We start from the raw sequence: 25491 nt of genomic DNA, 5'->3' as shown, positions 1-25491 counted from the left end.
CCGCCGCGAGCCCGGCTCCGGCGATGATCAAGCCACGTCTCTTCAGGTCGGCCATGGTCGGATCCTCGCAGTTGCGGCCTCTGGCGTCGGTGGCGTCAACTCACGGACGCTGCCGGCTTGCTCCAGCGCAGCACGGCAAGGCCGAGGAGGGCGGAGGCCAGCGATCCAGCCAGGACGCCAATCTTGGTCTCGTCAATCAGCAGGGGCGTGCTGAAGGCCAGATTGCCGATGAACAGGCTCATGGTGAAGCCGATGCCGCAGAGGGCTGCCACGCCGTAGAGCTGGTGGGCCGACGCGTCGCGGGGCATGTCGGCCCAGCCCAGCCGGATGACAGCCATCGCAGAACAGAAGACGCCGAGCTGCTTGCCGACAAAGAGCCCCAGCGCCACACCGAGAGGCACGGGATCCAGCAGGTCAGAGGGTGTCATGCCCCGGAAAGACAGCCCGGCATTGGCGAACCCGAACAGCGGGACGATCAGGAAGGCCACGGGCTTGTGCAGGGCGTGCTCCAGCCGATGGAGCGGCGAATTGACCACCGGCTCGACCACCGCCTCGTCTGCCGTCGGGTCCGGGGCAGGGGTCCTGCGCAAGGGGATCAGCAGGGCCAGGGCCACGCCGGAGAGGGTGGCGTGGACACCGGATTCAAGGGTGAACCACCATAGAATCGCGCCCCCCAGAAGATAGGGCCACAGAGCCAGAACCTTGAGGCGATTGAGCGCCAGCAGCCCGCAGAGGACGCCGACAGCCCCAAGGAGCGGCAGGACGTGCAGCTGTTCTGTATAGAACAGGGCGATAATCAGGATGGCCGCCAGATCGTCGAGGATCGCAATGGCGGTCAGGAAGATCTTCAGCGAGGCGGGCACACGCCGCCCCAGCAGCGCCAGGACGCCGAGGGCAAAAGCGATGTCGGTGGCCGACGGAATGGCCCAGCCCGACCGGCTGTCGGGGCGCGCAGCGTTGAAGGCCAGGAAGATCAGGGCGGGCACCACCACGCCACCCAGGGCCGCGACCCCGGGCAGGACCAGTCTGGAGGGGCGTGACAGTTCGCCGTCCAGGACCTCGCGCTTGATCTCAAGCCCGACGAGCAGGAAGAACACCGCCATCAGGCCGTCATTGATCCAGTGAAGGGTCGTCTCGCGCAGATGGAGCGGGCCAATCGCCCAGCCGAACTCGGATTTGAGCGCTGCAAAATAGGCGGGCGCGAGCGGCGAATTGGCCACCAGCAGCGCCAGGGCCGCAGCGGCCATCAGCACATAGCCGCCTGCCGCTTCATTGTGGAGAAAGGTCCGCAGGGCGGAAAAACGGTGCCGGGGACGGCCTTGGGCCAGGGTCATGTCCAGGGCACTCCAGTCCGGGCAATGGCGGTCGAAACCGACCGTTGCCATCATAGCGGTTCGGGCGGCAGGACCAACAGAAACACGTCAGGAGCAGGGCTTTCCCGCCGGGTGGCTCAGGCCGGCTCGGCCGGCGAGGGGGGCAGATGGCCGGCGGCCTGATCGGCGAGGGTTGCGGCTCGGACCTGGTCGACGCCCAGACCGGTCAGACCCATCACGATCATGTCCCTGATCCGGCGTCCTGCGCTTTCCGGGTCCGGCTGCCGCTCGACGAGACTGGCCATCAGAATCTGGCATAGACCCAGCCAGTAGAGGACGCCGTCGTCCTGGGCTTCGGGACGCAGCAGGCCCTGCGCGCAGGCCGCATCGATATCGTCGACGAGACCCCGGTTGAGCGGATCCGCGCGGGCGGTCGAACTGCCGTGGCTGCGCAGCAGGACCGCCGTGCGCTTGGGATCGCTGATGGCAAAGGCCGCGCCGACCCGCATGCCGCCGGCAATGCGCTCGACGGGATCGGATATCCCGGCATTGGCGCGCCCGACCTGGTCTTCGAGCTGCAGCCGCACCTCCGCCGCGATGGCTTCGGCGAAGGCCTGCTTGTCGCTGAAGTGATTGAAGAAACTGCCCTTGGCGACGCCTGCCCGGGCCACGACCTCGTCGATCGGGATCGCGTCGATGGGTTTGGCCGCTAGCAGGTCGAAACCCGCCGCGATCAGGGCGGCGCGGGTCCGCGCGGCGCGGGGCGAAAGGTCGGGGTAAGAGGCCATGCCGTGCTCTACTTGACTGTCTGGTCAACTGCAATATATTTGACCAAATAGTCAAGTTTGTGGGGGGGGGATCCATGCCGGTGATCAAGGTCGATGACATCGCGCATGTGCGGTTTGCCGCGCCGGACCTGGGCGCCATGCGTGCGTTTCTTGAGGATTTCGGGCTCAGCCCCTTTGAGGTTGATGGACGGCTCTACGGCAAGGGCAGCGACGGGCGGCCGTTCGTCCATGTCACCGAGCGGGGCGCGGCCCGCTTTCTCGCGGTCGGCCTGCGGGCCGGATCACTTGAGGATCTGGCCGTTCTGGCGGCTCATGAAGGCGTGCCGGTCGAGGATCTCGATACACCGGGTGGCGGCAAGGTGGTTCGACTGATCGATCCCGACGGCTACGGGGTCGAGGTTGTCGCCGGCCAGGCCCGGGATCCCGCGACGGAGCTCCCGGCCGATCCACCGCGCAACACGGCCGCCGTGCATCCGAGGGTCCGAGCCCGAGTTGTGCTTGAGTCTGCCCCCGCCCATGTGCGGCGCATCGGCCATGCCGTGCTCAAGGTTCGGGATTTCCGCCGGTCGGAAGACTGGTACAAGGCGCGGTTCGGTTTTCTGACCTCCGACGAGGTCGAGGCTGCAGAAGGCGTCCCGCTCGGCGCGTTCATGCGTTGCGACCGGGGTGAGAAGCCCGCCGACCACCACACCCTGTTTCTTGCGCAGTTGCCGGGCGAACTGGGCCTGCTGCATGCCGCGTTTGAAGTCGCCAATCTTGATGACCTGATGCTCGGCCACCAGCACCTCAGGGCCCGCAAGCGGACGCCGGTCTGGGGCGTGGGCCGCCACATCATGGGCAGCCAGATTTTCGATTACTGGAAAGACCCGTTCGGCAACGAGCTGGAGCACTGGACGGACGGCGACCTGTTCACCGCTGCCGACCCGCCGCAGAAGCAACCCATGAGCGCCCTGCTCGCGGTGCAATGGGGCAGCCCGCATCCGATGTTCGCGGGGCGCATGCCGCCGCCTGCGGGCCTCGTTGCCTTCATCATGGCCCTGCAGATCAGGATCAGACGGCTGTTCAGCCGCAAGCCTAAAGGAACCCCCGCATGAAGCTCGCAACCTACAGTGTGGACGGACGGACCGGCACAGGGATCGTGGTCGGAGACCGGATCATCGACACCGGCGTGCCAGGAACCATGATCGATCTGATCCGTGACTGGGACGCGCTGAAGCCGGCCCTGGAAGCCCGGGCAGCGGCCGGGGGCGGTTTGCCGCTCGCGTCAGTCAGGCTTGAGGCCCCGGTTCAGCGCCCCGGCAAGATCTGGGCGATCGGGCTCAACTATGCGGACCACATTGCCGAATCGAACATGGCGACGCCCGAACGGCAGATCTGGTTCACCAAGGCGCAGACCAGCGTCAACGGGCCCTTTGACGACATCGAGATCGCCCGGGGCAACATGACGACGGACTACGAGGTCGAGCTCGTTGCGGTGGTCGGCAAGGGCGGCAAGCACATTGCCGCAGCCGACGCGGCCGGCGCGATCTTCGGCTACTGCGTCGGCAACGATGTGACCGAGCGTCTGTGGCAGCATGCTTCGCCGCAATGGTCGCTCGGCAAGAGCTTTGACACCCATGCGCCGATGGGGCCGTGGATCGTGACCGCCGACGAGGTCGGCGATCCGCACGCCCTGGGCCTGCGCTGCCTCGTCAACGGCGAGACGCGGCAGTCCTCCAGCACGCAGAACCTCGTCTTCGACATCTGGCATCAGGTCGAGCATCTCTCGGTGGGCATGACCCTCGAGCCGGGCGACTGCCTGTTCACAGGCACCCCCGGCGGCGTCGGCGCGGCGATGGATCCCCGCCAGTTCCTGAAGGCCGGCGATGTCGTGCGCTGCGAGATTGACGGCCTGGGTCACCTCGAGGGCAAGATGGTCGCGGAAGGGTGAGGGCATGACCTTCGACTGCGATGTGCTGATTGCAGGCGGCGGCCCCACCGGCGTCACGCTCGCCATTCTTCTGGCGCGTCGCGGGGTGAAGGTGATCGTCGCGGAGAAGGACGCGGCGGTGCATCCCCTGCCACGCGCGGCGCACATCGATCACGAGGGCATGCGGATCCTGCAGGAGGCCGGGGTCGCCGATGCGGTCTTCGCCACCAGTCGCCGTGCGGGGCGCTATGATTTCCTGAACGCGCGGGGCGAGGTGCTGTTGCGCTTCGAGGGGGCGGACGGGATGGGCCCCGGGGGCTGGCCGGTCGCCAACATGATCCACCAACCGTCGGTCGAGGCGGCGCTGCGGCGCTCCCTCGACAGCCAGGCCCTGGCGATCCTGCAAAGCCAGTGGGAGGTGGGGGCATTCGAGGCGGACGAGGCCGGTGTGTCCGCCCATGTTGCAACCCCCGACGGACCCCGCACAGTACGGGCACGCTACCTCGTCGGGGCCGACGGCGCACGCTCTCCGGTCCGCAAGGCTGCGGGCGTGACCTTCGAGGATCTCGGATTCGAGGAGCCCTGGCTGGTGGTCGACGTCCTGGTCGATGACGCCTCCCGGCTCCCGACCGCCAACCTGCAGATCTGCAATCCTGCCCGTCCGACCACCTGCGTGCTGATGGGCGAGGGGCGGCATCGCTGGGAATTCATGATCCGGCCCGGCGAAACCGCTGATCAGGTCAGCGACGATGCCTTCATCGAGACCTTGCTCGCGCCCTGGAACGTCAAGGGCGCGGTGCGGATGGAACGCAAGGCGGTCTATACCTTCCGGGCCCGGATCGCGAGCCAGTGGCGCAAGGGGCGGGTTCTGCTGGCCGGTGACGCCGCGCACCAGACCCCGCCCTTTGCCGGCCAGGGCCTGTGTTCGGGTCTACGCGATGCCGCAAACCTCGCCTGGAAGCTTGCCGCCACGATTCGCGACCAGGCTCCCGCGACGCTTCTGGACAGCTACCAGACCGAACGCGCGCCCCATCTGCGGGCGACGATCGAGATGGCGATCATGATGGGCCGAATGGTCTGCACGACCAGTCACTGGTCCGCCTTCCTGCGCGACACCAAGTTTCGCATTGGCCGGGCGCTGGGCAAACTTCCGTCCGGTCCGCCCGGCTATCCGCCCATTTCCGCAGGAATGATTCTGGCCGGGAGTGCCGCTGCCGGCCGCTATTTCCCGCAGCCGCTGTCGGCCGACGGGCTGCGCCTTGATGATCACCTCGGGACGGGCCCGATCCTCATGGCGCGCGATGATCTTGCCAGTCCCGCCCTTGCCCCCTTTGCTGCGGCTCTGGAGGGCTGGCTCGATGCACAGGGAGCGGAAGCCGTGCTGGTTCGACCCGATCGCCATGTGTTCGGCACTGGCGACCCTGATCGGCTGCGTGCCGCCTGGCAGGCGGCAATGGGCCTGCCGGTGACCTGAAACGGCCCTGGACCGTTACGCCGTGCGCCAGCGCCGCACGGGAGCGTATGCTCACGAGCCCTGAATTCGATGAAAGCAGAAATGGAGGCCCGGCCCGGAATCGAACCGGGGTGCACGGATTTGCAATCCGCTGCGTCACCACTCCGCCACCGGGCCATCCGGGTCAACGCAATGAGCGTCGGCGAAGAGGCGGATGGCTACCAGACCGGCGGCGTCGCTGCAATGCCTTCCTGACGCTGATTTGGCGCCACCTGCGTGGGCCCCCGGATTTCGCCGGGGGCTCCACCCGCACGGGGCGGTCAGCGTCTGCCAGGGTCAGAGTTCGCCTTCACCGGTGGGGCGAAGGCTGCGTGAGGACGAGCCGCCCTTGCGCCCGGCATTGGCCGCCAGGTCGCGGTCCTTGGCGAAGCTGCGCTTCTCGCTCGGGACGCTGGCACCCCCCTTGCGGGCGATTTCCCGTCGTCGCTCGGGATCCATGGCGGCGAAGCCGCGCCGGCCGCGGGGCCGTTCGCTCTCGAGGTCCATAGGGTGCTCCTACTCGAAACTGTTCACATTGGGGCCACGGGATGTCGCGGCATCATAGGGACGGTCGTCCCCCGGATCGGCAGGCGGAGCCGGAGCCGGACTTTCCTCCGGGGTCCCGGCCGGATCGTATTCCGGAGGATCGGGGTTGAAGGGGGGCGGTCCGGTTGGGTCGGTCATGGCGTCGTGTCCTGCGCGTTCCGATCCGATAACCAGTGAAGCGGCGTTCGGTTCATCGCAAAGTCACGCTATTTGCATCCGCACCCAATTTTCCGGCCAGGAACAAGGGATTGAAGAACTTGAGCAAGCTCGCAGCAAAGCCTCCGGCGGCACTGCCCCTCGCCAGCCACTGGCGCCTGGGGGTCGGCATTGTTGCCGGTGTCTGCGGGTGGCTGGTGGCCCAGGTCGTCGATGCCCCGAAGGGCGCGCACCTGCTGGTCGGTTGGGATGTGGGGGCGGCGACCTATCTGGCCCTGATGTGGCGGCTGTTCCTGACGGCCGACGCCGAGTCGATGCGATCCCGGGCCGCGCGGGAGGATGAGGGGCGCTCCATGCTCCTGCTGATCGTACTTCTGGCCATCCTGGCCAGCCTCGTCGGCGTGATCGACGCCATGCTGGCGGCCAGGGCCACGGCGGGGTCAGGACGGGCGATCATCGCCGGTTGTGCGGGCGTGACCCTGGTGCTGTCGTGGATCGTGCTGCAGACCGTGTTTGTGCCGCACTACGCCCACCGCCACTTCGGCGCCGGCTCCGAGAAGGGCGGGATCGCGTTTCCGGGCGAGCCGCCGTCCAGCTATATGGACTTCGTCTATCTGGCGTTCAGCGTCGGGGCGACGTTTCAGGTCTCGGACAATTCGATCCTGACGTCGCGCCTGCGCCGGCTGGTCACTGCCCATGCGGCGGCGGCCTATGTCTACAACACCGCGATCCTGGCCCTGGGGATCAACATCATCGCCGGGGTTATCGGCAGCTGAACGGCATCTAGGCGTGGCGACGGCTCTGGACCGGTGTCGGCGGCAGATCCGCCAGATGCAGCACGCCGTCCCTGTCGAGGTCCAGCAGCGCGAACCTGGCCTTTGCGGCCTTCAGGGCCTCTTCCCGGGTGATCCGGCGATTGAAATCGGCATCCGCCCCCATGACCGGCTGGGGCTCGGCCAGCAGGCTGTAGGGAGATGCCCCCTGCAAGCCACCGCCCGGAGGTCCGCCTTTTCCACCGGGCCGACCGCCACCGCCGGGAGGCCCGCCGCCGTCGCGGCCGCCCCGGCGTCCGCCACCGGACGGCCCCCCAAAGCCTGCGCCGAGCAGGATCTCCGGGACGATCGTCTTCTCGTAGGTCGAGACCTCGAACCCGTCGACCACGCCGTCATGATCGGTATCCAGAGTCGCGAAGAAGCGTGCCGCATCGGCGACGAACTCGTCGCGGGACAGGGCAGCGTCATGGTTTGTGTCGGCGCCGTCGAACCAGAGCTGTACTGGGTAGGGTGCTCCCGCCGGGGCCCGGAACGGCTCGCCGGCGGGGCTGATGAAGAGCTGAGGGCGGTCTCCCGGAGCACTGGCGCGGCCTGGCGGGCGCTCCAGCCCCGGAGGCGGGCTGCCCGGCCCGCGACCGTCCGGCCTGTCTGGAGGCCCGGAGGCGCAGGCCGATAGCGACAGGCCCGCCAGGATGGCGGTAGCGAGGGCGCTGAGGATCGGGGCGCGAGCGGTCATGGGGAACTCCTTGTTCCCACCATCAAGCCCGTCGGGATTGCGGCTGAATGTCAGGGCCGTCACGCGATCTTGCAGGTTTGCAACAGCCTGCAAGAGACGGGCTCAGATCGGCAGGCGAACCGAGGCGCGCAGGCCGCCTTCGGGCCGGTTGATCAGTTCGACGTCCCCGCCGTGGGCGCGGGCAAGCGAGCGCACAACCGCAAGGCCGAGCCCGATGCCACCCGTCTCGCGATTGCGGGACGGCTCGCCCCGGAAGAACGGCTCGAAGACCCGTTCCAGTTCACTGGCCGGAATGCCGGGGCCGTCGTCATCGACCTCGAGGATCGCCATACCACCGTCCCTGAAGACCCGGCCCCGGGCGACCTGCCCGTATTTGAGGGCGTTCTCGACCAGGTTGGCCACCAGCCGCTTCAGGGCGACCGGGTCGCCTTCAATGACAATCTTCTCGCCGCGCTCGACCGTCGCCTGACCCCCGGTTTCCGCCGCCTCGTCGACGACGCTTTCCAGCAGCGAGGCCAGTTCCAGCCGCGTTCGCTCGGCCGGGCGGGTGGTGTCGCGGACAAAGGCCAGGGCAGCCGAGATCATGGCCTCCATCTGGTCGATATCGCTGGCGAGCTTGACGCGGACATCTTCAGGCGTGGCTTCGATGCGGAACCGCAGCCGGGTCAGGGGCGTGCGCAGGTCATGGGCGATCGCTCCAATCATCGCCGTGCGGTCCTCGACATAGCGGCGCAGGCGCTCCTGCATCATGTTGAAGGCCGAGACGGCGGCCAGGACTTCACTGGAGCCGGTCAGCTCCAGCGGAACTGCGCGGGGATCACGACCCAGCCGTTCGGCCGCATCGGCAAAGGCGGTAATGGGTCCGGCCAGCCGGCGTGCGAACAGCCAGGCCAGCGGCGATACGGCCAGGATGGAGAGACCGAGGATCAGCAGGATCCGCTGCTGCCAGCTGTCCAGCCGGAAGCTGGGCTTGGGCTCGACCACGCTCCAGCTGCCGTCAGCCTGGCGTACGCCGAGTTCGAAGTCGCCGAAAATCAGCGGCTCGTCGCGCGGTGGAGGGCCCTCTCCGGGCGGCGGCGGCCCATCCCGGCGAAGGTCGGACTTGAGGTCATCCGGGCCGCGCGGCCCACCGGGCCCACCCGGGCCCCGCTCGGGGCCTCTCGCGGCGTCGGGCGAGGCCTTGCCGGCGCGCCGCACGAAGAAGCGCGGACCGTTGTCGGTTATGATCTGGATCCGCGACGGCGAAACGTCGAGAGCGCGGCCTATGGCGGCCTTGAACTCGGCCCGGCGCGGATTGTCCGGCTGGGCCGGGCCCATCCGGTGCTGGCGCTTGATCACCAGCTGGCGGCCGTCGCGAGCCTCTACGGGCTGTCCGGTCTTCAGGGCGCGGGTGATCTCGGACTGCCGGTAGAACTCCGGCGGCGGCGGCGGCAGGGTGAAGATCACGGCAATGGCCACGACCTGGGCGGCGACCAGGGTCAGGATCACCAGGACCAGAGCCTGGATAAACAGGGGCGCAGCCCGCCGGCCGGAGGTCATGGGGTTCGCACCACCTTGACCGTGAACATGTAGCCTTCGCTGCGGATGGTGCGGATCAGTTCGCTGCCGCCGCCGTCATCCAGCTTTCGCCGCAAGCGGCTGATCTGGACATCGATGGCCCGGTCATAGGCATCGCTATCGCGCCCTCGGGCGAGGTCCAGCAGCTGGTCCCGGGTCAGGACGCGCTGGGGGCGCTCGACGAAGGCCCGCAGCAGCGAGAACTCGCCGCTGGACAGATTGACCACGACCGATTGCGGCGACCGCAGTTCCCGGCGCACCAGGTCAAGGCGCCAGCCCGCGAACTCGCAGGCTGCACCCATGGCATCGTCGATGCTGCGCGGTTCCTGGCGGCGACGCAGCACCGCCCGGATGCGCGCCAGCAGCTCGCGGGGATTGCAGGGCTTGGGCAGATAGTCGTCTGCCCCCAGTTCCAGGCCGACGATCCGGTCGGTTTCCTCGCCCATGGCCGACAGCATGATGATGGCCGGGCCGTCCTGGGCCGAGAGTCGGCGGCAGATGGCCAGGCCGTCCTCGCCAGGGAGCATGATGTCGAGGACCACCAGATCGACGGAGCCCCGGGCCAGCACCTGTTCCATGCTGCGGGCGTCCTGGGCGGTTTCGACGGCATAGCCGTGCCGTCCCAGAAACTCGGAGACGACGTCACGGATGCCGGGATCGTCGTCGACGATGAGGATACGCGAGGCCGCGCTGCGCGGGGCGCCCGTATCGGCCGAAGGGCCTGTCTGTTGGATGGTCTCCATGAGACGCTCCTGTCATGTCCCCGTGGCGCTGAGATTTCACGCCTGCAACAGGGACGCAACCCGACCGCACGATTTGAGCCGCATTCGGCCCCTGGGGCAGTCCGGTACGACAGCTCCGCAACCCCGGTCGAGACGGTCGATACTCTGTTACGCGGTACCTCCGGAGCGACCCGGTGGAACGATCCGGTCCTTCACACGGTGTGTCTGCAGGCCTGAAGGAGACCGCCATGACCCCTGCCGCCAATGATGCCGACGACGTCGATCTGGCCCAGGCCTTTGACGAGGATAACCAGAATCTGGCTGGCGAAGGTGAGATGAAGATCTTCGAGGACTTGCCGGAAGTGCTCGATGTCACCGTCGCCGAGGGCGACGCAGATGATGAAGACGCCCTGATCGCCGAGGAGCTGGACGATGATGAGATCATCGCCCTCGAGCGTGAAAGTCTGGCTGAGGCCGAAGATGCCGAGCGCTGAGCGGGCCTAGCCCGGGGAGGTGTTCTTCGGGATCACGAAATCCGGACCCGCGACATTGGCGGCCTCGATGGCGAGGTCGCTGACATAGGGGTTGCTGCGCCGCTCGGCCGCAAAGCTCGACATGGGTCCGTGTCCGGGCACGAACCGCACATCGCCGCCCAGCGGCCAGAGCTTGCTGGTGATCGAGTCCAGCAGGTCCTGGTGATTGCCGCGCGGAAAGTCGGTCCGGCCGATGGAGCCCTGGAACAGGACGTCACCGACCTGGGCAAAGCGGGCCTCGCGGTGGAAGAAGACCACATGGCCGGGCGTGTGGCCGGGGCAGTGATAGACCTCGAACCGGGTCTCGCCGAGGGTGACGACGTCGCCGTCCTCAAGCCAGCGGTCGGGCTCGAAGATGCGGGCCTCGGGAATGCCATAGCGCTCGCCGCTGGTCTGGATCTGGTCGATCCAGAACTGGTCGTCGCGGTGGGGCCCCTCGATCGGTGCGCCGGTCAGACGCTTGAGCTCGGCTGCTCCGCCGGCGTGATCCATGTGGCCGTGAGTGATCCAGATCTTCTCCAGCGTCAGTCCCTGATCGGCGAGGGCCCGCATCAGGCGTGGCACCTCGCCGCCGGGATCGATCACGGCGGCCTTCAGGGTTTTGGCACACCAGACGATGGTGCAGTTCTGCTGCAGGGGCGTGACGGGCGCGATGACGGCGCGGATCGGGGGCTGGGACTGGCTCACGGAAACTCCTTGTGGAGTCCAGCATAGGCGCTGGCGATCGCGCAAGAAAGAAGGCCCGGGATCGCTCCCGGGCCTTCGGTCGTCTTGCAGGCCTTTGAGCCTACTTCTTCACGTCGTCGACGCCCTTGCCGAAGGCTTCCGAAGCGCCCTCGAGTGCGGTGTCTTCGGTGATGTCGATGCCCTTGGCCAGCTTGGAGTGCCAGTAGCCGTAGGCGATGTAGATCACCGCGCCGACCGCGCTGTAGCCCGCCAGGATCATCAGCGGCAGCGGGTTGTTGTTCATCGCGTGGATGATCATCGGCTGGAAGTTCTGCCAGGCGAGGAACAGGCAGGCCAGGATGCCCAGCACGGCGGTGAAGATGCCGCCCGGGACGCGGAACGGACGTTCCATGTCCGGGTGCTTGATCCGCAGGTAGATCACCGAGAGACAGACGATCGAGAAGGCCACGGCGGTGCCCAGCGACACCAGATCACCCAGCAGGCTGATCGGCAGGAACGAGGCGGCAACGGCAATCACGACGCCCAGCAGGATAGTGCCCATCCAGGGGGTGCGGAACTTCGGGTGGATCGCGGCGAAGACCTTCGGCAGCAGGCCGTCACGGGCCATGGTGTAGAAGATCCGCGTCTGGCCGTAGCACAGCACCAGCATGACCGAGGACAGGCCGGTGATGGCACCGATCTTGATGGCGAAGCTGATCAGGTTCAGCTTGCCGCCTTCGGCTGCAGCATAGGGAATGTCGGCCCATTCCAGGGCCATGCGGTCGATGGCGACGGCGATGGGAGCCGGGCTGGCCAGTTCCTTGTACGGGACGACGCCGGTCATGACGGCGGCGACGGCCATGTAGATCAGGGTGCAGATGACCAAGGCACCCAGGATGCCGATCGGCACGTCCTTGGACGGGTTCTTGGCCTCGGCCGCAGCAGTCGAGACGGCTTCAAAGCCGACATAGGCAAAGAAGATGATCGCCGCGCCGCGGAAGATGCCGCCCGCGCCGAACTCGCCGGGCTGGCCGGTCGGCTCGGGGATGAAGGGGTGCCAGTTGGCCGGGTTGATGTACTGGACACCGACCGCGATGAAGACCAGCAGCACGATGACCTTGATCACCACGATGGCGTTGTTGACGTTGGCCGACTCGCTGACGCCCAGCACCAGCAGGGCCGAGACCAGGGCGATGCCGATGGCCGCGACGATGTTGAGCGTGCCGGTCAGGGCGAACGTCGTGCCGCCTTCCGGCGTGGCGACGGCCTGGATCAGCGGCGTGGCCCACATCGGCGCATCCGCGCCGGCGACCATGATGGTCGGGAAGTTTATCCCCAGGGCATGGAGCGTGCTGACGACATAGCCGGACCAGCCGACCGCGACGGTCGAGGCGGCGACGCCGTATTCCAGAACCAGAAGCCAGCCCATGATCCAGGCGAAGACTTCGCCCAGGGTGCCGTAGGCATAGGTATAGGCCGAGCCGGAGACCGGCATGGTCGAGGCCAGTTCGGCATAGCAGAGGCCCGCCAGGCCGCAGGCGATGCCGGCGACGATGAACGACAGCATGATCGCCGGGCCGGCATTGGCCGAAGCCACCTGGCCGGTCAGAACGAAAATACCTGCGCCGATGATGGCGCCGATACCCAGGCTCATGAGGTTGAGAGGACCCAGCGTGCGCTTCAGCTGGCTATGGGCGGCTTCCTTCTGGATGCTCGCAATCGACTTTTTCAGAAATAGCCTGTTTCCGGCCATGTGTTTCGTTTCCCCTTCGACCAGCGAACCCCCGCTAGTCAGGCATTGGGCCGGGACGTTAGTCAGAGAGGGAGCCTCGCGCAACGCCTTGCGGTGACGGATGCGATTTGAGGGTCTATGCCTCCCCCTGATGCTTCCGATCCAGAATGTCCTGCCCGCACTCAAGGCGGCACTGCTCGCTTCCGATGCGACGGTGCTGGTCGCCCCGCCGGGCGCGGGCAAGACGACGGCCGTTCCCTTGGCCCTGCTGGAAGAGCCATGGGTGCTGGGACGCAAGATCATCATGCTCGAGCCGCGCCGTTTGGCCGCTCGCGCCGCCGCCGCCCGCATGGCCGACACCCTGGGCGAAGCCGTGGGACAAACCGTCGGCTTTCGCGTGCGCCTGCAGTCAAAAGTTTCGGCCCGGACGCGGATCGAGGTCGTCACGGAAGGCGTCTTCACCCGAATGATTCTCGACGATCCGGGTCTGGAGGGCGTGGCGGCCGTCATCTTTGACGAGTTTCATGAGCGCAGTCTCGACGCGGATCTGGGTCTGGCCTTCGCCCGCGATGTCCAGAGTGTGTTGCGTGATGATCTCCGGCTGCTGGTCATGTCGGCCACTCTGGACGGTGCCCGGGTCTCGGCCCTGCTGGGCGATGCGCCGGTGGTGGAGAGCGAGGGCCGGATGTTCCCGGTCGACACCCGCTATCTCGGCCGCGACGACCGCTTGCGCCTCGAAGAGCGTGTCGGGCGCGCCGTCGAGCGGGCCCTGGCCGAGGAAACCGGCAGCCTGCTGGTCTTTCTGCCGGGCCAGGGCGAGATTCGCCGGGTCGAGACCTGGCTGGCCGATCGCCTGCGCCGGCCCGAGGTTGATCTGGCCCCACTCTATGGGGCGCTGGATCCGGCCGTACAGGACCGCGCCATCGCCGCCGCGCCGCCGGGACGGCGCAAGGTGGTGCTGGCCACCTCGATCGCCGAGACCAGCCTGACCATCGAGGGGGTGCGGGTGGTGATCGATGTCGGACTTTCCCGGGTCCCGCGTTACGATCCCGCCAGCGGCATCACCCGGCTCGATACGGTCCGGGTCAGCCGTGCAGCCGCCGACCAGCGCCGGGGCCGCGCCGGCCGAACCGAGCCCGGTGTCTGCTATCGCCTGTGGGACGAGCAGGAGACCCGCTCGCTGCCGGCCTTCGCCCGACCGGAGATTCTCGAGGCGGACCTGTCGCGTCTGGCGCTGGATCTGGCGCGCTGGGGCGCACGGGACGCTTCGGGCCTGTGCTTCATGGATCCGCCACCGGCTGCGGCCTTCACCGAGGCACGGGGGCTCTTGCAGCGCATCCAGGCCCTGGACGGGCAGGGCGATCTGACCGCTCACGGCAAGGCCCTGGCTGACATGCCCCTGCCGCCGCGTATCGCCCACATGGTGGTCCGTGCCGCCGCCTCGGGTCAGGCGCTGCGTGGCGCGCAGGTTGCCGCCCTGCTGACCGAGCAGGGGCTGGGCGGCCGTGATCTCGACCTGCGTCGACGGCTCGAAAACCTCGGCCGGGATCGCTCGCCCCGGGCCCGCGACGCCCAGGCCCTGGCCGACCGCTGGGCCCGGGCGGCCGGCAAGCCGTCGGGGGCCACGCCGCTGGACGAGGGGCTGATGCTGGCCGAGGCCTATCCCGAGCGCGTGGCCCGGGCGCGCGGCAAGCTGGGCGAGTTTCAGCTGGCCGGCGGACGAGGCGTCTATATGGAGCCCACCGATCCCCTGGCCCGCGAGACCTGGCTGGCCGTGGGCGAACTGGGCGGCGGCGACAGTCGCGACCGCATCCTGCTGGCCGCCGCCGTCGATGAGGCGGCCCTGCGCGAGGCCTTCGCCGATCGCCTCACCGCCGAGGATCGGCTGGAGACAAGCCCCGGCGGCAAGGTCCGCGCCAAGCGCCTGCTGCGTCTGGGCCGGCTGGTCCTCGAAGAACGGCTGATCGACAAGCCCGATCCCGCCCTGATCGCCCGGGCCCTGCTGGATCAGGTGCGGGCCGAAGGCCTGTCCGCCCTGCGGCTGGGCGACGGCGTCCAGGGCCTGCGTGCCCGTTTGGCCTTCCTGCGCGCACTCGACGGCGATGTCTGGCCCGACCTGTCGGATGAGGCGCTGCTCGAGCGCCTCGACGACTGGCTGGAACCTCTGCTGCACGGCCGCGCGTCGCTGTCGGCGCTGGATGAGAGCCTGTTGGACGGCGCGATCCGGTCGCTCATCCCCTGGGATGCGCAGCAGAAAATCGACGCCGCCCTGCCGGCCCGTTTCAGGGCCCCCACCGGCACCACCGTGGCCATCGACTATGCCGCCGAGGCGGGGCCGCGCATCGATATCCGGGTGCAGGAGCTTTTCGGCCTGACCGAACATCCCAGCATCGCCGGCGGCAAGATCCCTCTGGTGCTGTCGCTGCTGTCGCCGGGCCATAAGCCGATCCAGATCACGCGGGATTTGCCGGGTTTCTGGAAGGGCTCCTGGCGCGAGGTGAAGGTCGAGATGAAGGGGCGCTATCCGCGCCACGTCTGGCCGGATGATCCGGCGGCGGCCGCGCCGACGACACGGGCCAAGCCGAGGGGAACCTAGGGCAGGGCCGCGAAGCCTTCCCTGAAGCCCTTCAGGCCAATCGGGATGGCGACGCCTTCGGCGGGGGTTTGCATCAGGGTGAAGGTGGCGGTCGTTCCTGCCGATAGTCTGGCGATCTGATCCGCGGTCATTTCGATCTCGGCGACGCAGCCGCTGGGCATGCAGCGGAGGAAGGCTGCTTCTCCCATTTCGGTCTGGTCGATCCTCAGGCCAACGCCCGACGGCAGAAGGACGCCCAGCGGCGTGACAACCCGCAGGATTGAGGTCCTGTCCGTGGTCTTCAGGGCGACGATCGATAGACGGACCTTGGTGCGGGCCTCGTCGACAACCGACTGAACCAGGGCGCATGCCCTCGCGGGCGCCGTCTCGCAGCGAAGTTGCCAGTCGCCGATAGTCCTGATCGCCGAGGATTCTGCAAAAGTCGGCGATGCACTCGCGATCCCTGTGGTCGCAACCAGTATGGCCGCGAAACGGCGTGTGGAGCGCCTGATCATCGAATTATCCCTGTTCCCCAGATTGGAATTTGAGGCCGTGCCTGCGCCAGGGTCAAGTCGATCGGCTACCCCGTCACCGTGTAGATCATGATCCCCGTCGCCACCGACAGGTTCAGGCTGTCGGCCCGGCCGCGCATCGGGATCTTGACGTTGACGTCGCAGGCGGCCGCCAGTTCCGGCGGCAGGCCCTGCTGCTCATTGCCCATCAGGATCAGGGACGGCTTCACATAGTCGGCGGACTTGTGATCGACCGTGGCGGTCAGCAGGGTGCCGACCACGCTGCCGGGCCAGGTCTCGCGCCAGGCCAGGAACTCCTGGATCGTCGCCTTGGCGATCTTGACCGCGAAGATCGAGCCCATGGTCGCGCGCACGCCCTCGACCGAATAGGGATCGACGCAGTCGCCGACCAGGATCACCCCGCCGCAGCCGGCCGCATCGGCGGTGCGGATGACGGTGCCGAGGTTGCCGGGGTCGCGAACAGCCTGCATGGCTACCCAGCAGGGCGCGCTTTCCGGGACGATCGCTGACAGCGGCGTGAACACCTGCCTGAACACCCCGACCACGGCCTGCGGGTTGTCACGGCGCGAGACCTTCTCGAGGATTTCCCGATTGACCTCAATGACTTCCCCGCCGGATTTCAGGCAGGCCTGGGCGGCCTTCTGCAGCATCGGATGATCGGCGGCGTCGCGGCCGTACATGATGATCTTGGGGGCATGGCCACAGTCGATCGCCTCGATGACGATCTTCAGGCCCTCGGCCAGGAACAGGCCGCTCTCCTCGCGCTCCTTGCGCATGTGCAGGGCGCGGACGGCCTTGACGGTGTTGTTGGACAGCGAGGTGACGGCCTTGGCCTGGTTCGGAGCGTTCATGTCCCTCACCCTTCCGACGACCAGCGGGCGAAGAACGACAGGCCGATCTGGCGGTCGCCCTTTTCCTCGACCAGGGAGAGCTCGCCCCAGTCGATGACGCCGCTGCGCCCGTCCAGAACCTCCGCCAGCAGACCCGACATGGCCGCGCCGGAGACGCGGGCCGCATAGGCGTTTATCAGCAGGAAGTCGGCGTCGTCGCTGAGCAGCTGGGCGCAGTCCCTGGTCAGGGCGGCCAGATCCTCGAACAGCCGCCAGACCTCGCCGTCGGCCCCGCGTCCGAACTTCGGAGGATCCAGAATGATGCCGTCATAGACATTGCCGCGCCGCACTTCGCGGGCCACGAACTTGCGGGCGTCCTCGACGATCCAGCGGATCGGCCGGTCGGCCAGGCCGGCGAGGGTGGCGTTCTCCCGCGCAAATCCGACAGACTTCTTGGAGGCGTCGACATGGGTCACGGCGGCCCCGGCGGCAGCGCAAACCAGTGAGGCAACACCGGTATAGCCGAACAGATTCAGGATCTTGGGCTGACGTCCTGAAGCCTTGGCGAAGGCGCGGACCCGCTCGTCCTGCCAGGCCCAGTTGGCGGCCTGTTCCGGGAAGAAGGCCAGGTGCCGGAACGGCGTGAACTGGCCATGGAAGCGGGCCTCGCCCCAGGCGAGATCGAACTTTTCAATCGGCCGTCCCTTGAAGCGCCAGCGCCCGGCCTCGTCCTCGTCGGTCGGGTCGAACACGGCGTCAGCGCCGTCCCAGGCCGAAGCCGGCAGGCGCGGGCTCCAGAAGCACTGCGGTTCGGGTCGAACCACCGTGTAGGGACCATAGCGTTCCAGCTTCTTGCCGTGACCACTGTCCAGCAGGGCGTAGTCGCTCCAGCCGGTGGTGCGCATGACAAGGGGGGCGGCGGCGATCGTCGGGCTCATGGTCTCGCCATACGCTTTCAGGGCGCGTGTCGTCCAGCGCGCGGCGCATGCTGGGTCTTGTCCCAGTGGTGCGGGGCGAAGAAGAACTGCAAGAGGGCGCGGGGCGAGGCGAGGATCCACATCAGCCAGTAGGGCACCAGGCCGAAGAGATGCAGGAAGCGCGGTGCCCCGCCGCTGCGCAGCACGCCGAGGGCACCGCCCAGGGCGCAGATCGCCCAGCAACCGACATAGAAGACCATGTGAGCGATCGGGATCGATACGATCCCGTCGACGCGCCAGTCCTCAAGCATGGCCAGCAGGGCGATCAGCATGGCCGGAGCATGCAGGTTTGAGGCGGCGACCGGCACCGCCAGGGTGATGAGCAGCGCCGAGAAGGTTCGCAAGCCGAGCCTTGGCCCGGTTCTGCCATGACAGACAAGGGTTTGCAGGTGACCCTTGATCCATCGGGCCCTTTGCGGACCCCATTGGCGCAGGCGGGTCGGGGCTGTTTCGAGGGTCGGCAGGTTGAGGGTGTCCAGGCTGTAGCCTGCGGCGGCGAGGCGAAAACCAATGTCGGCGTCTTCAGTCACATTGTACGGATCCCAGCCGCCGATGGCGCGCAGGGGGGCGATCCTGAAGTGGTTGCTGGTGCCGCCCAGCGGAAACGGCAGGCCCCAGCGGGCAAAGGCCGGCAGGATGACCTCGAACAGGGCTGCATATTCCAGCCTGAACTGCTCGGCGATGAAGGCGAGATAGGCCGGCGTTTCGATCCTCAGGGGGGCCTGAAGGCAGGCGAGCTCCAGCGATCCGGCGGCAAAGCGCGCGGCGGCTTCGCGCAACTGGCCGGGATGCGGGGCGTCTTCGGCGTCATAGATCACGACATGGGCCCCAGTGGCCTGGTCGAGCGCGAAGTTGCAGGCCCGGGGTTTGGTCCTCGGGTGGCCCTCCGGCACGATCAGCACTTCGATGTGGTCGGGCAAGGGCAGGGCTGCGAAGGCCGCCTGGGTCGCCTGATCGCTGGCTTCCAGGGCGATCAGGACCTGAAGGCGGTCGCGCGGGTAGTCGAGGCGGTTCAGATTGACCGCAAGCTCGGCGGCAACCTCGGCTTCCCGATAGAGCGGCACGATGACGGTGTAGGGCGGCAGGGCGTCTTCGGGCAGGGGCGGGGCGGAGTTGCCCCGTCGCGGTGTCAGGATGGCCGCCAGGCGGATCAGGGCACTGGCCAGAAAGATGCCGAGAAACCCCGTCGTCAGGGCCGTCAGGCCGGGATGAGGCGCCGCAAGGGTCAGGGCCAGTAGGGCCAGGACAACAATGCCAAGGACGATGCTCTCGACGGGTCGAAGTGTGACATGGGACCCGACCGGCCATTCGCGGATCTGACGTCGCTGACCGGAAGGCGCGGCCGGCAACACAGGTGCGCAGGCCAGCCCGGGTTTCGCTGCTGCGGGCTCTTCGTGCGCCATGCTGCTTTCCCGGTCTGATCCTGGGGATCTACGGGCGAGTACTAAAAGAAATACACCCTAAGGATGTCAAAAGGAAAAACGCAAGTTTTCCGATTTTATGTGTTTCTTGCGACGGCTGAGTGATTCCCGTTTAGTGTCGAAAACCGGGGAAATGCTTGGGGGATCCGAACCGTGACGGTCGTTCTGAAAAAGCCGCAGAAATCAGCGCGCAAGCCCAAGGGTGACGGCCATCTGCGTCGCGGCGAAATTCTGGCGGCGGCCGAGAAGATCTTCATCGCCGAGGGCTATGCCGGGGCCACCATCCGCAAGATCGCCGATGCCGTAGGCGTCTCGTCGACGGCGCTCTACATGCACTTCCGCGACAAGGACCAGATCCTGCTCGAGATTAGCGACGGAGCCATCGGTCGCTTGCTGAGCCTGAATACCGAGGTCAACGGCCAGCCGATCGATCCGGTGTCACGGGTCCGGCTGATGCTGGAGGCCTATATGCGGTTCGCCCTCGAGAACCCCAATACCTACCAGCTGGTCTTCTGCGGCTCGACCCAGACCATCTCGCTGGACAAGCAGGCTGCAACCCTGGCCCTGGGTGACCGCTGCTTCGAAGCCTTCAGCCAGCCATTCCATGAGATCGCGGCCGTGGGGCGGCTGCGCTACGGGACCGGCCAGAGTGCGGCCGAGGTGCTGTGGTCGGGCTGTCATGGACTTGTGTCGCTGCTGATCACCAAGACCACCCGTGACTGGTCGCCGGCCGAGGATCTGATGGCCGTCATGCTGGACGGCCTGCTGCACGGCCTGGTCGCGGACTGATTCCATGGCGTTCGTCCGTGGGCTCGGCGTCGTTGTCGCCACCCTGGTTGTGGCCCTGCCGACGATGTCCCGGGCCCTGGAGGCGCACCCCCGGGTGATGTCGCTGGATTCCTGCGCCGATCAGTATGTCCTGGCCCTGGCTCCGCGTACGTCCATCGTCGGCCTGTCGCATCGCGCCGGTGCGCCGGACAGCTATATGCGCGCGGCCGCAGAAGGGCTGCCCCGACGCCGGGGCACGATCGAAGCTCTGGTCAGCGCCCGCCCGGATGTCGTGGTCCGGCTCTGGGGCGGCGATGCCCGACTGGTTGCGGCTCTGGACCGTCGGGGCGTCCGGACCGTGCTGCTGGACGATGCGCCGGACTTCCCGGGTGTCCGCGCCAACATTCGCCGGGTTGCCGTGGCCCTTGACCGGCGGGCCGCCGGTGAAGCCCTGATCGCGCGGATGGATGCCCAGCTCGCCGTCGCGCGGGGGCGGGGGCAAGGGATCCGCGCGCTCTATCTGACGCCGAGTGGTTATACGGCCGGCAGCGGTACGCTGATCGATGCCCTGATGGCCGCTGCCGGACTCACCAATGCCGCCCGCAGCCCCTATTACAGCCCCGCTCCGCTGGAGGCGCTTGTCCTGCATCCGCCACAGGCGGTGGTGCTGGGCCTGTTTGATCGGACCAGGGCTGGAGCCGACCGCTGGGGTCCCGGCCGGCACGCGGCGCTGCGGCGGGCGGTCCAGGACCGGACCCTGGCATCGCTGCCGGGCGCGGTCGTCGGTTGCCCCGCCTGGTTTGCGGCCGAGGCCAGCCTGACGATCGCCAGGGCAGCGCAATGAGCCTTTTGCGCCTGTGCCTCGTCATGCTGGGCCTTCTGGCCCTGGCGGCGATCCTGGCCGTCGGCCTGGGCGAGATCCCGCTGGCGGCAGACCAGTATGTCCAGGCCTTCGCCCATCCGGCCTCGGGTCCCGGCGAGGTCCTGTGGACCATCCGGGCTCCCCGAGTGGTGATGGCGGCCCTGGTCGGTGGCGCGCTGGGTCTGGCGGGGGCCGCCATGCAGGGCCTGCTGCGCAATCCGCTGGCCGATCCCGGGGTGCTCGGGGTTTCGGCCGCATCGGGCCTCGGCGCCGCCCTCTGCATTGCGGCCGGCCTTGCCGTCGTGCCCGGTGCGATCGAGCTCGGGGCCCTGGCCGGGGCCCTGGCCGCCGGCATCGGGGTCGTCGCGATCTCGCTGCGCCTGCGCGAGCCCGAGGCCCTGATCCTGTTCGGGGTCGCCCTGTCGGCCTTTTGCGGGGCCCTGACGGCCCTGGTCTTCAATCTGGCCTCATCGCCCGTGGCGATTGCCGAGATCCTGGCCTGGCTGATGGGCTCGGTCGAGAACCGTGACTGGACCGACGGCCTGCGCGCCGTCCTGCCCATGGCCGTCGGGGCCTGGCTTTGCCTGAAGTCGGGGCAGGGGCTGCGCATGCTGACGCTCGGCGAGGAGGCTGCGCAGCTGTCGGGCCTGAACATGACGCGACTGCGGGTTTTTGCCGTAGCCGGCGCGGCCCTGCTGACCGGCGCGGCGGTCGCCGGTGCGGGTGTGATCGGTTTCGTGGGCCTGGCCGCGCCGCATCTGGTCCGGGCCCTGGTCCGCGATGATCCCCGGCGGATCCTTTGGCCTTCGGCCCTGGCGGGGGCCCTGCTGCTGGTTCTCGCCGATCTGGCGGCCCGGATCGTCCCCACCGAGCAGGAGCTGAAGCTCGGGGTCGTCACGGCCTTGTTCGGGGCCCCGGCCTTCGCCCTGCTGGCCTGGCGCGCGGCGCGGAGCTGGCGGACATGACCCTCGCCTGGAACCTCGAGGCCGTTGCCGCCCGGCAGGGGCGCAAGACCGTCCTGAACGCCGTCAGCCTGTCCGTCCGCCCGGGCGAGGTCGTCGGCGTGGTGGGGCCCAACGGGGCCGGCAAAACCAGCCTCCTGCGCGCAGGCCTTGGCCTTCTGCCGCTGCAGGCCGGATCGGTGCGGCTTTCCGGACGTGACCTGTCAGGACTGGGCGCGGTCGAGCGCGCCGGCCTGGTCGGCTATCTACCGCAGGATCGCCGGCTGGCCTGGAACCTGCCGGCCGAGGAAGTCGCGGCGCTGGGTGCGGTAGATCTTCCGGAAACCCGGGCCCTGGACCTGGCCCGTGACCGTCTGGCCCGGGTCGGGGCAGGTGATCTGACCCGACGCGGCGTTCTGGACATGTCCGGCGGCGAGCGGGCCCGGGTCCTGCTGGCCCGGCTGCTGGCCACCCGCGCGCCCTTGCTGGTGGCTGACGAACCCGTGGCCGGCCTTGATCCTGACGCGCAGTTCCTGACTCTCGACCTGCTGCGTGCGGAAGCCGCGGGCGGCGCTGCAGTGGTCGTCACCCTGCACGATCTCAGCCTTGCAGCGCGCAGCTGTGATCGCCTCGTTGTGATTGCGGCCGGACGCATCGTCGTCGACGCCCCGCCGGCCGTGGCCCTGTCACCACAGGTCCTGGCCGAGGTGTTCAATCTGAACGGCCGGCTGATCGAGACCGAGGCCGGACCCGTCGTCGCCGGAACGCGTCTCTAGGCTCAGGGCTGGGCCGAGACCGTATCGGCCTGGGCGACCGACGGCGCATAGACATAGCCCCCGCGCTTGAGGTCCTGCGACAGGGTCAGGGGGGCGGTGCCGCCGTTCAGACGGGCGCGATAGACCATGGTCGTCTCCAGGGTCCGCATCACATAGTTGCGGGTCTCGGAGAACGGGATGCACTCGATGAAGTCGAGCGGGTCGGTGGCCGCGCCGCGCGGGTCGCCGCACAGGGTCGCCCACTGGGCGGGCCGCCCCGGGCCGGCATTATAGGCGGCAGCGGCCATGATGTAGGAGCCGCTGAAGGTGCTGACCATGCTGCCCAGATAGGTCGAACCCAGGCGCATGTTGTAGCTGGCGTCCGTGAGGCGATCGACCGAGTGGCTCTCGCCCAGCTGTCGGGCCACGAGGGCGGCGGTCGGCGGCATCAGTTGCATCATGCCGCGTGCGCCCACGCCGGAGCGGGCATTGGGGTCGAAATTGCTCTCCTGCCGCGAGATCGAATAGACGAAGGCCGTCTCGGCGGCACCAGGACCCGGCGTGAAGTGATGGTCCAGCAGCGGATAGCCGCGCTCGGGCAGGGTGAAACCACGCTGTGCGGCCGTGCGGACCGCACGCATGGCCAGGTCCTGATCGCCATAGTCGCGGGCCAGATCGACCAGCAGGGCCGATTCCTCGGCATTGGGCAGGTTGTCGTCGATGAACAGCACCAGCGACCGGAACTGATCGCGGGCCCCGATATCGGCCAGGATGCGGGCGGCCCGGACCAGTTCGCGGCCATAGAAGCGGGCGCGGTCGGCCTGGGTGATGCTCGGGTCGCGGTCGAGCCGGATCTCGGTCAGGCCCGCCTTCTCGGCAGCCAACTGGCCATAGAAGGTGGTGATGTAGCGCGCGCCCTCGCCGTAGAAGGCCTGGGCCCCGATCATGTCGCCCTGGGCCTCTGCGGCACGACCCTGCCAGTAGAGGGCGCGACCCTTGGTGATCGGCGAGGCCCCGATGGCCCCGATGGCGGCAAAGTGCCGGGCCGCTGCATCGGGCTGACGCAGGCGGCTCAGGGCGATCCAGCCGGCATAGAACTCGGCCTCGGCGGCATCGGCACCGGCCGTCAGGCCCGCATTGGAGGCTGCGGCATAGGCCCCGTTGCTGTCACCGGCCTTGAGGGCCCCGACCACCAGGCCGCGGCGTTCCTTCCAGATCGCAGCGGCGGCCTCTTCGGTCGGCGGAGCCGGGAAGCTGGAGACGAGGCCCAGCGCCAGGCTGTCGAGACCCTTGCGGCGCAGGAAGGCGGCGCGCTCGAACACGACGCCGGGCAGGGCCTGGTCGGACGGGCCCAGGGCCTCGAACAGGGCGGTGGCATTGGCGGCATTCTGGCGGAAGGCGATGCGGACCTTGGCCGTCGCCTGCTGCTCGGCCGGCAGCAGCTCGACCAGTTCGCGGGCGGCCGGACCTTGCGGGCCATACAGCAGGATGTCAGCGCGGCGGGCATAGTCGTCGGCGGTCAGCAGGCTGCCGAACCGGTTGGCCATGCTGCGCTGGGCGTCGGCTTCGAACACCTTGTCGCGCCAGGTGCGGCGGATCAGGTCGGTGGCCTGCTGCGCCTGGCCGTTGGCCTGATAGGCTGTGGCCAGGGTCATGGCGCCCTCGGCCGTGGCCGGCTGGCCGCCGCCGAACCAGGCAATGATGCGGGCCGGGTCGAGCCCGGATACCGACAGCTGGCGTTCGGCGGCACTTTCCCGGCGGCCACTGCGGGGCCAGCCCGCGAGGTCATGGCGGGCCGAGTCGAGTTCAAAGAAGCTCAGGGAGTCGGCGCAGTTGTCGACCAGCGCCCACAGGGCGATCTTGCGGGCGACGGGATCTTCCAGCGCGCCCATGGCCGCGCGAGCCCGGGAGATGTCGCCGCTTTTGGCAGCCGACAGGGCCTGGCGCAGGTTCTCGGCATCGACATCCGACAGGGATGATGGAATGGCGGTCGGCGGCGTGGTCACGAGCGCCGGCGTTTCAGCCGTAGCCGGGGCGTTCTGGGCCCCCGCAACGCCGCTGATCAGGACCAGGCTTGCGCCACCCAGCAGAAGCCGACCCAGAAATGATGCCAAAACGCGATCTCCTGTACGCACAACCGAATCGAATTCGTCCCCTCCGGGAACCCTTCAAACCCGAAGACACCTAATGAAGGGTTCTTAACCATGGCTCCGGGGGCTTGACCCTCGGGGCTTGGACCCTCAAACCGCTGCCTGCTCCGACGCACCGGTTGCGGGACGGCGGGGCAGGGACATATTGTCCGTACCGATCGTCCGGCCGCAACCTTCGTGGCCCCTTCTCACGGCAAATTGCAGTTATGGTCCATTCCCCGTTCAAGGGCGTCATTCCCGCCCTGGTCACGCCCTTCCGCGACGGCGCGGTGGATGAGGCCGCCTTCGTGGCCCTGGTCGAGCGCCAGATCGCCGGCGGCGTCCACGGCGTCGTGCCGGTCGGCACCACCGGCGAGACCGCCACGCTCAGCCATGACGAGCACCGGCGCGTGGTTGAGCTGTGCGTCAGGACCGTCAAGGGACGGGTGCCGGTGATCGCCGGGGCCGGCAGCAATTCCACCGCAGAGGCCATCGAACTGGTCGCCCATGCCAAGGCCGTCGGGGCCGACGCGGCCCTGGTGGTCACGCCCTATTACAACCGTCCCAGCCAGGAAGGCCTGTATCGTCACTACGAGGCGATCAACAACGCCGTGCAGCTGCCGGTGCTCGTTTACAACGTGCCGGGCCGGACCAGCGTCGACATCAGCAACGACACCCTGGTCCGCCTGTCGAAGCTGCCCAACATCGTCGGGATCAAGGACGCCACCGGCGACCTGACCCGCGCCAGCTTCCAGCGCATCCAGTGCGGCGACGACT

25 protein-coding genes and 1 tRNA gene are annotated in these 25491 nt (G+C 68.1%); 11 read left to right on the top strand and 15 right to left on the bottom strand.

Annotated elements, in window-relative coordinates; translation table 11 throughout:
- Nucleotides 1–95: 95 nt before the first annotated feature.
- Together nhaA and DBR10_RS13250 are read right to left on the bottom strand one after the other, a co-directional pair.
- Nucleotides 96–1334, bottom strand: a complete 1239-nt coding sequence (gene nhaA, locus DBR10_RS13255; RefSeq protein WP_108505784.1) for a Na+/H+ antiporter NhaA — start codon at nucleotides 1332–1334, stop codon at nucleotides 96–98.
- Nucleotides 1335–1450: 116 nt separating this feature from the next.
- On the bottom strand, nucleotides 1451–2101 hold the full coding sequence (locus tag DBR10_RS13250; RefSeq protein ID WP_108505754.1) for a TetR/AcrR family transcriptional regulator: 651 nt from the start codon (nucleotides 2099–2101) through the stop codon (nucleotides 1451–1453).
- A 74-nt stretch (nucleotides 2102–2175) separates the two neighbouring features.
- Here DBR10_RS13250 and DBR10_RS13245 point away from each other — a divergent pair, with 74 nt between their 5' ends.
- From DBR10_RS13245 to mhpA, 3 genes are read left to right on the top strand one after another with little or no spacing between them, the layout of a single operon-like run.
- Nucleotides 2176–3195, top strand: a complete 1020-nt coding sequence (locus DBR10_RS13245; RefSeq protein WP_108505753.1) for a VOC family protein — start codon at nucleotides 2176–2178, stop codon at nucleotides 3193–3195.
- The gene (locus DBR10_RS13240; protein WP_108556408.1) at nucleotides 3192–4031 is read left to right on the top strand and encodes a fumarylacetoacetate hydrolase family protein; all 840 of its coding nucleotides are present in this window, start codon (nucleotides 3192–3194) and stop codon (nucleotides 4029–4031) included. The genes DBR10_RS13245 and DBR10_RS13240 overlap by 4 nt, the downstream gene beginning before the upstream one ends.
- Nucleotides 4032–4035: 4 nt before the next feature.
- Entirely contained in the window at nucleotides 4036–5484 is a 1449-nt protein-coding gene (gene mhpA, locus DBR10_RS13235; RefSeq protein ID WP_158273161.1) for a bifunctional 3-(3-hydroxy-phenyl)propionate/3-hydroxycinnamic acid hydroxylase MhpA, read from the top strand.
- Nucleotides 5485–5566: 82 nt separating this feature from the next.
- Here mhpA and DBR10_RS13230 read toward each other — a convergent pair.
- The 3 genes from DBR10_RS13230 to DBR10_RS19345 all read right to left on the bottom strand — a co-directional run bounded on the left by DBR10_RS13230 (nucleotide 5567) and on the right by DBR10_RS19345 (nucleotide 6186).
- Nucleotides 5567–5640 (bottom strand) — tRNA-Cys (locus tag DBR10_RS13230).
- 159 nt (nucleotides 5641–5799) lie between these two features.
- Nucleotides 5800–6009 carry a general stress protein gene (locus DBR10_RS13225; RefSeq protein WP_108506107.1) on the bottom strand — a complete coding sequence of 70 codons (210 nt, stop codon included), beginning with the start codon at nucleotides 6007–6009 and terminating at the stop codon, nucleotides 5800–5802.
- A 9-nt stretch (nucleotides 6010–6018) separates the two neighbouring features.
- The gene (locus DBR10_RS19345; protein WP_199223642.1) at nucleotides 6019–6186 is read right to left on the bottom strand and encodes a hypothetical protein; all 168 of its coding nucleotides are present in this window, start codon (nucleotides 6184–6186) and stop codon (nucleotides 6019–6021) included.
- A gap of 119 nt (nucleotides 6187–6305) precedes the next feature.
- On the opposite strand from DBR10_RS19345, the gene DBR10_RS13220 reads away from it, so the two are divergent.
- Complete coding sequence (locus tag DBR10_RS13220) at nucleotides 6306–6980, top strand: DUF1345 domain-containing protein (RefSeq protein WP_233243407.1); 675 nt, start codon at nucleotides 6306–6308, stop codon at nucleotides 6978–6980.
- Nucleotides 6981–6987: 7 nt separating this feature from the next.
- On the opposite strand, the gene DBR10_RS13215 is transcribed toward DBR10_RS13220, so the two are convergent.
- The 3 genes from DBR10_RS13215 to DBR10_RS13205 form a co-directional block, all read right to left on the bottom strand.
- On the bottom strand, nucleotides 6988–7713 hold the full coding sequence (locus tag DBR10_RS13215) for a hypothetical protein (protein WP_108556412.1): 726 nt from the start codon (nucleotides 7711–7713) through the stop codon (nucleotides 6988–6990).
- Between the two features lie 102 nt (nucleotides 7714–7815).
- Complete coding sequence (locus DBR10_RS13210; RefSeq protein ID WP_108556406.1) at nucleotides 7816–9252, bottom strand: ATP-binding protein; 1437 nt, start codon at nucleotides 9250–9252, stop codon at nucleotides 7816–7818.
- Nucleotides 9249–10013: a response regulator gene (locus DBR10_RS13205; RefSeq protein ID WP_108505726.1), complete on the bottom strand. Its 765-nt coding sequence runs from the start codon at nucleotides 10011–10013 to the stop codon at nucleotides 9249–9251. The genes DBR10_RS13210 and DBR10_RS13205 overlap by 4 nt, the downstream gene beginning before the upstream one ends.
- Before the next feature lie 227 nt (nucleotides 10014–10240).
- Between DBR10_RS13205 and DBR10_RS13200 the strand changes: the two genes are divergently transcribed.
- On the top strand, nucleotides 10241–10486 hold the full coding sequence (locus DBR10_RS13200) for a hypothetical protein (protein ID WP_108490523.1): 246 nt from the start codon (nucleotides 10241–10243) through the stop codon (nucleotides 10484–10486).
- Nucleotides 10487–10492: 6 nt separating this feature from the next.
- On the opposite strand, the gene DBR10_RS13195 is transcribed toward DBR10_RS13200, so the two are convergent.
- Together DBR10_RS13195 and DBR10_RS13190 are read right to left on the bottom strand one after the other, a co-directional pair.
- Complete coding sequence (locus tag DBR10_RS13195; RefSeq protein WP_108505727.1) at nucleotides 10493–11212, bottom strand: MBL fold metallo-hydrolase; 720 nt, start codon at nucleotides 11210–11212, stop codon at nucleotides 10493–10495.
- A gap of 100 nt (nucleotides 11213–11312) precedes the next feature.
- Nucleotides 11313–12944 (bottom strand): amino acid permease, encoded by a 1632-nt coding sequence (locus tag DBR10_RS13190; protein ID WP_108505728.1) that lies wholly within the window; start codon nucleotides 12942–12944, stop codon nucleotides 11313–11315.
- Nucleotides 12945–13044: 100 nt separating this feature from the next.
- Between DBR10_RS13190 and hrpB the strand changes: the two genes are divergently transcribed.
- Nucleotides 13045–15519, top strand: coding sequence for an ATP-dependent helicase HrpB (hrpB, locus tag DBR10_RS13185; protein ID WP_199223586.1), 2475 nt, complete (start codon nucleotides 13045–13047; stop codon nucleotides 15517–15519).
- Here the strand turns inward: hrpB and DBR10_RS13180 are convergent.
- The 4 genes from DBR10_RS13180 to DBR10_RS13165 form a co-directional block, all read right to left on the bottom strand.
- On the bottom strand, nucleotides 15516–16013 hold the full coding sequence (locus DBR10_RS13180) for an invasion associated locus B family protein (protein ID WP_108505730.1): 498 nt from the start codon (nucleotides 16011–16013) through the stop codon (nucleotides 15516–15518). The two genes, hrpB and DBR10_RS13180, sit on opposite strands and share 4 nt — an antisense overlap.
- A gap of 65 nt (nucleotides 16014–16078) precedes the next feature.
- The gene (locus DBR10_RS13175; RefSeq protein WP_108505731.1) at nucleotides 16079–16882 is read right to left on the bottom strand and encodes a TrmH family RNA methyltransferase; all 804 of its coding nucleotides are present in this window, start codon (nucleotides 16880–16882) and stop codon (nucleotides 16079–16081) included.
- A gap of 5 nt (nucleotides 16883–16887) precedes the next feature.
- Nucleotides 16888–17799 carry a class I SAM-dependent methyltransferase gene (locus DBR10_RS13170; RefSeq protein ID WP_108505732.1) on the bottom strand — a complete coding sequence of 304 codons (912 nt, stop codon included), beginning with the start codon at nucleotides 17797–17799 and terminating at the stop codon, nucleotides 16888–16890.
- A 17-nt stretch (nucleotides 17800–17816) separates the two neighbouring features.
- Nucleotides 17817–19241: a glycosyltransferase gene (locus tag DBR10_RS13165; protein WP_108505733.1), complete on the bottom strand. Its 1425-nt coding sequence runs from the start codon at nucleotides 19239–19241 to the stop codon at nucleotides 17817–17819.
- Nucleotides 19242–19412: 171 nt separating this feature from the next.
- Here DBR10_RS13165 and DBR10_RS13160 point away from each other — a divergent pair, with 171 nt between their 5' ends.
- From DBR10_RS13160 to DBR10_RS13145, 4 genes are all read left to right on the top strand, one after another.
- Nucleotides 19413–20048: a TetR/AcrR family transcriptional regulator gene (locus tag DBR10_RS13160; protein ID WP_108505734.1), complete on the top strand. Its 636-nt coding sequence runs from the start codon at nucleotides 19413–19415 to the stop codon at nucleotides 20046–20048.
- A 64-nt stretch (nucleotides 20049–20112) separates the two neighbouring features.
- The gene (locus DBR10_RS13155; RefSeq protein WP_108556411.1) at nucleotides 20113–20871 is read left to right on the top strand and encodes an ABC transporter substrate-binding protein; all 759 of its coding nucleotides are present in this window, start codon (nucleotides 20113–20115) and stop codon (nucleotides 20869–20871) included.
- The gene (locus DBR10_RS13150; protein WP_108505093.1) at nucleotides 20868–21854 is read left to right on the top strand and encodes a FecCD family ABC transporter permease; all 987 of its coding nucleotides are present in this window, start codon (nucleotides 20868–20870) and stop codon (nucleotides 21852–21854) included. The genes DBR10_RS13155 and DBR10_RS13150 overlap by 4 nt, the downstream gene beginning before the upstream one ends.
- Nucleotides 21851–22606, top strand: a complete 756-nt coding sequence (locus DBR10_RS13145) for an ABC transporter ATP-binding protein (RefSeq protein WP_108505092.1) — start codon at nucleotides 21851–21853, stop codon at nucleotides 22604–22606. Before DBR10_RS13150 ends, DBR10_RS13145 begins: the two co-directional genes overlap by 4 nt.
- A 2-nt stretch (nucleotides 22607–22608) precedes the next feature.
- Here DBR10_RS13145 and DBR10_RS13140 read toward each other — a convergent pair whose 3' ends face one another.
- Nucleotides 22609–24699 carry a lytic transglycosylase domain-containing protein gene (locus tag DBR10_RS13140; RefSeq protein WP_199223545.1) on the bottom strand — a complete coding sequence of 697 codons (2091 nt, stop codon included), beginning with the start codon at nucleotides 24697–24699 and terminating at the stop codon, nucleotides 22609–22611.
- Between the two features lie 242 nt (nucleotides 24700–24941).
- On the opposite strand from DBR10_RS13140, the gene dapA reads away from it, so the two are divergent.
- Nucleotides 24942–25491: 4-hydroxy-tetrahydrodipicolinate synthase (dapA, locus tag DBR10_RS20085; RefSeq protein ID WP_233243406.1), on the top strand; the 550-nt coding region annotated here is incomplete at its 3' end.

The sequence above is a fragment of the Caulobacter sp. HMWF025 genome (genome assembly GCF_003060965.1).
Taxonomy (GTDB): Bacteria; Pseudomonadota; Alphaproteobacteria; order Caulobacterales; family Caulobacteraceae; genus Caulobacter.
The sequence above is the reverse complement of the archived record's forward strand: the minus strand, read 5'-3'. Positions and strand labels throughout refer to the sequence as shown.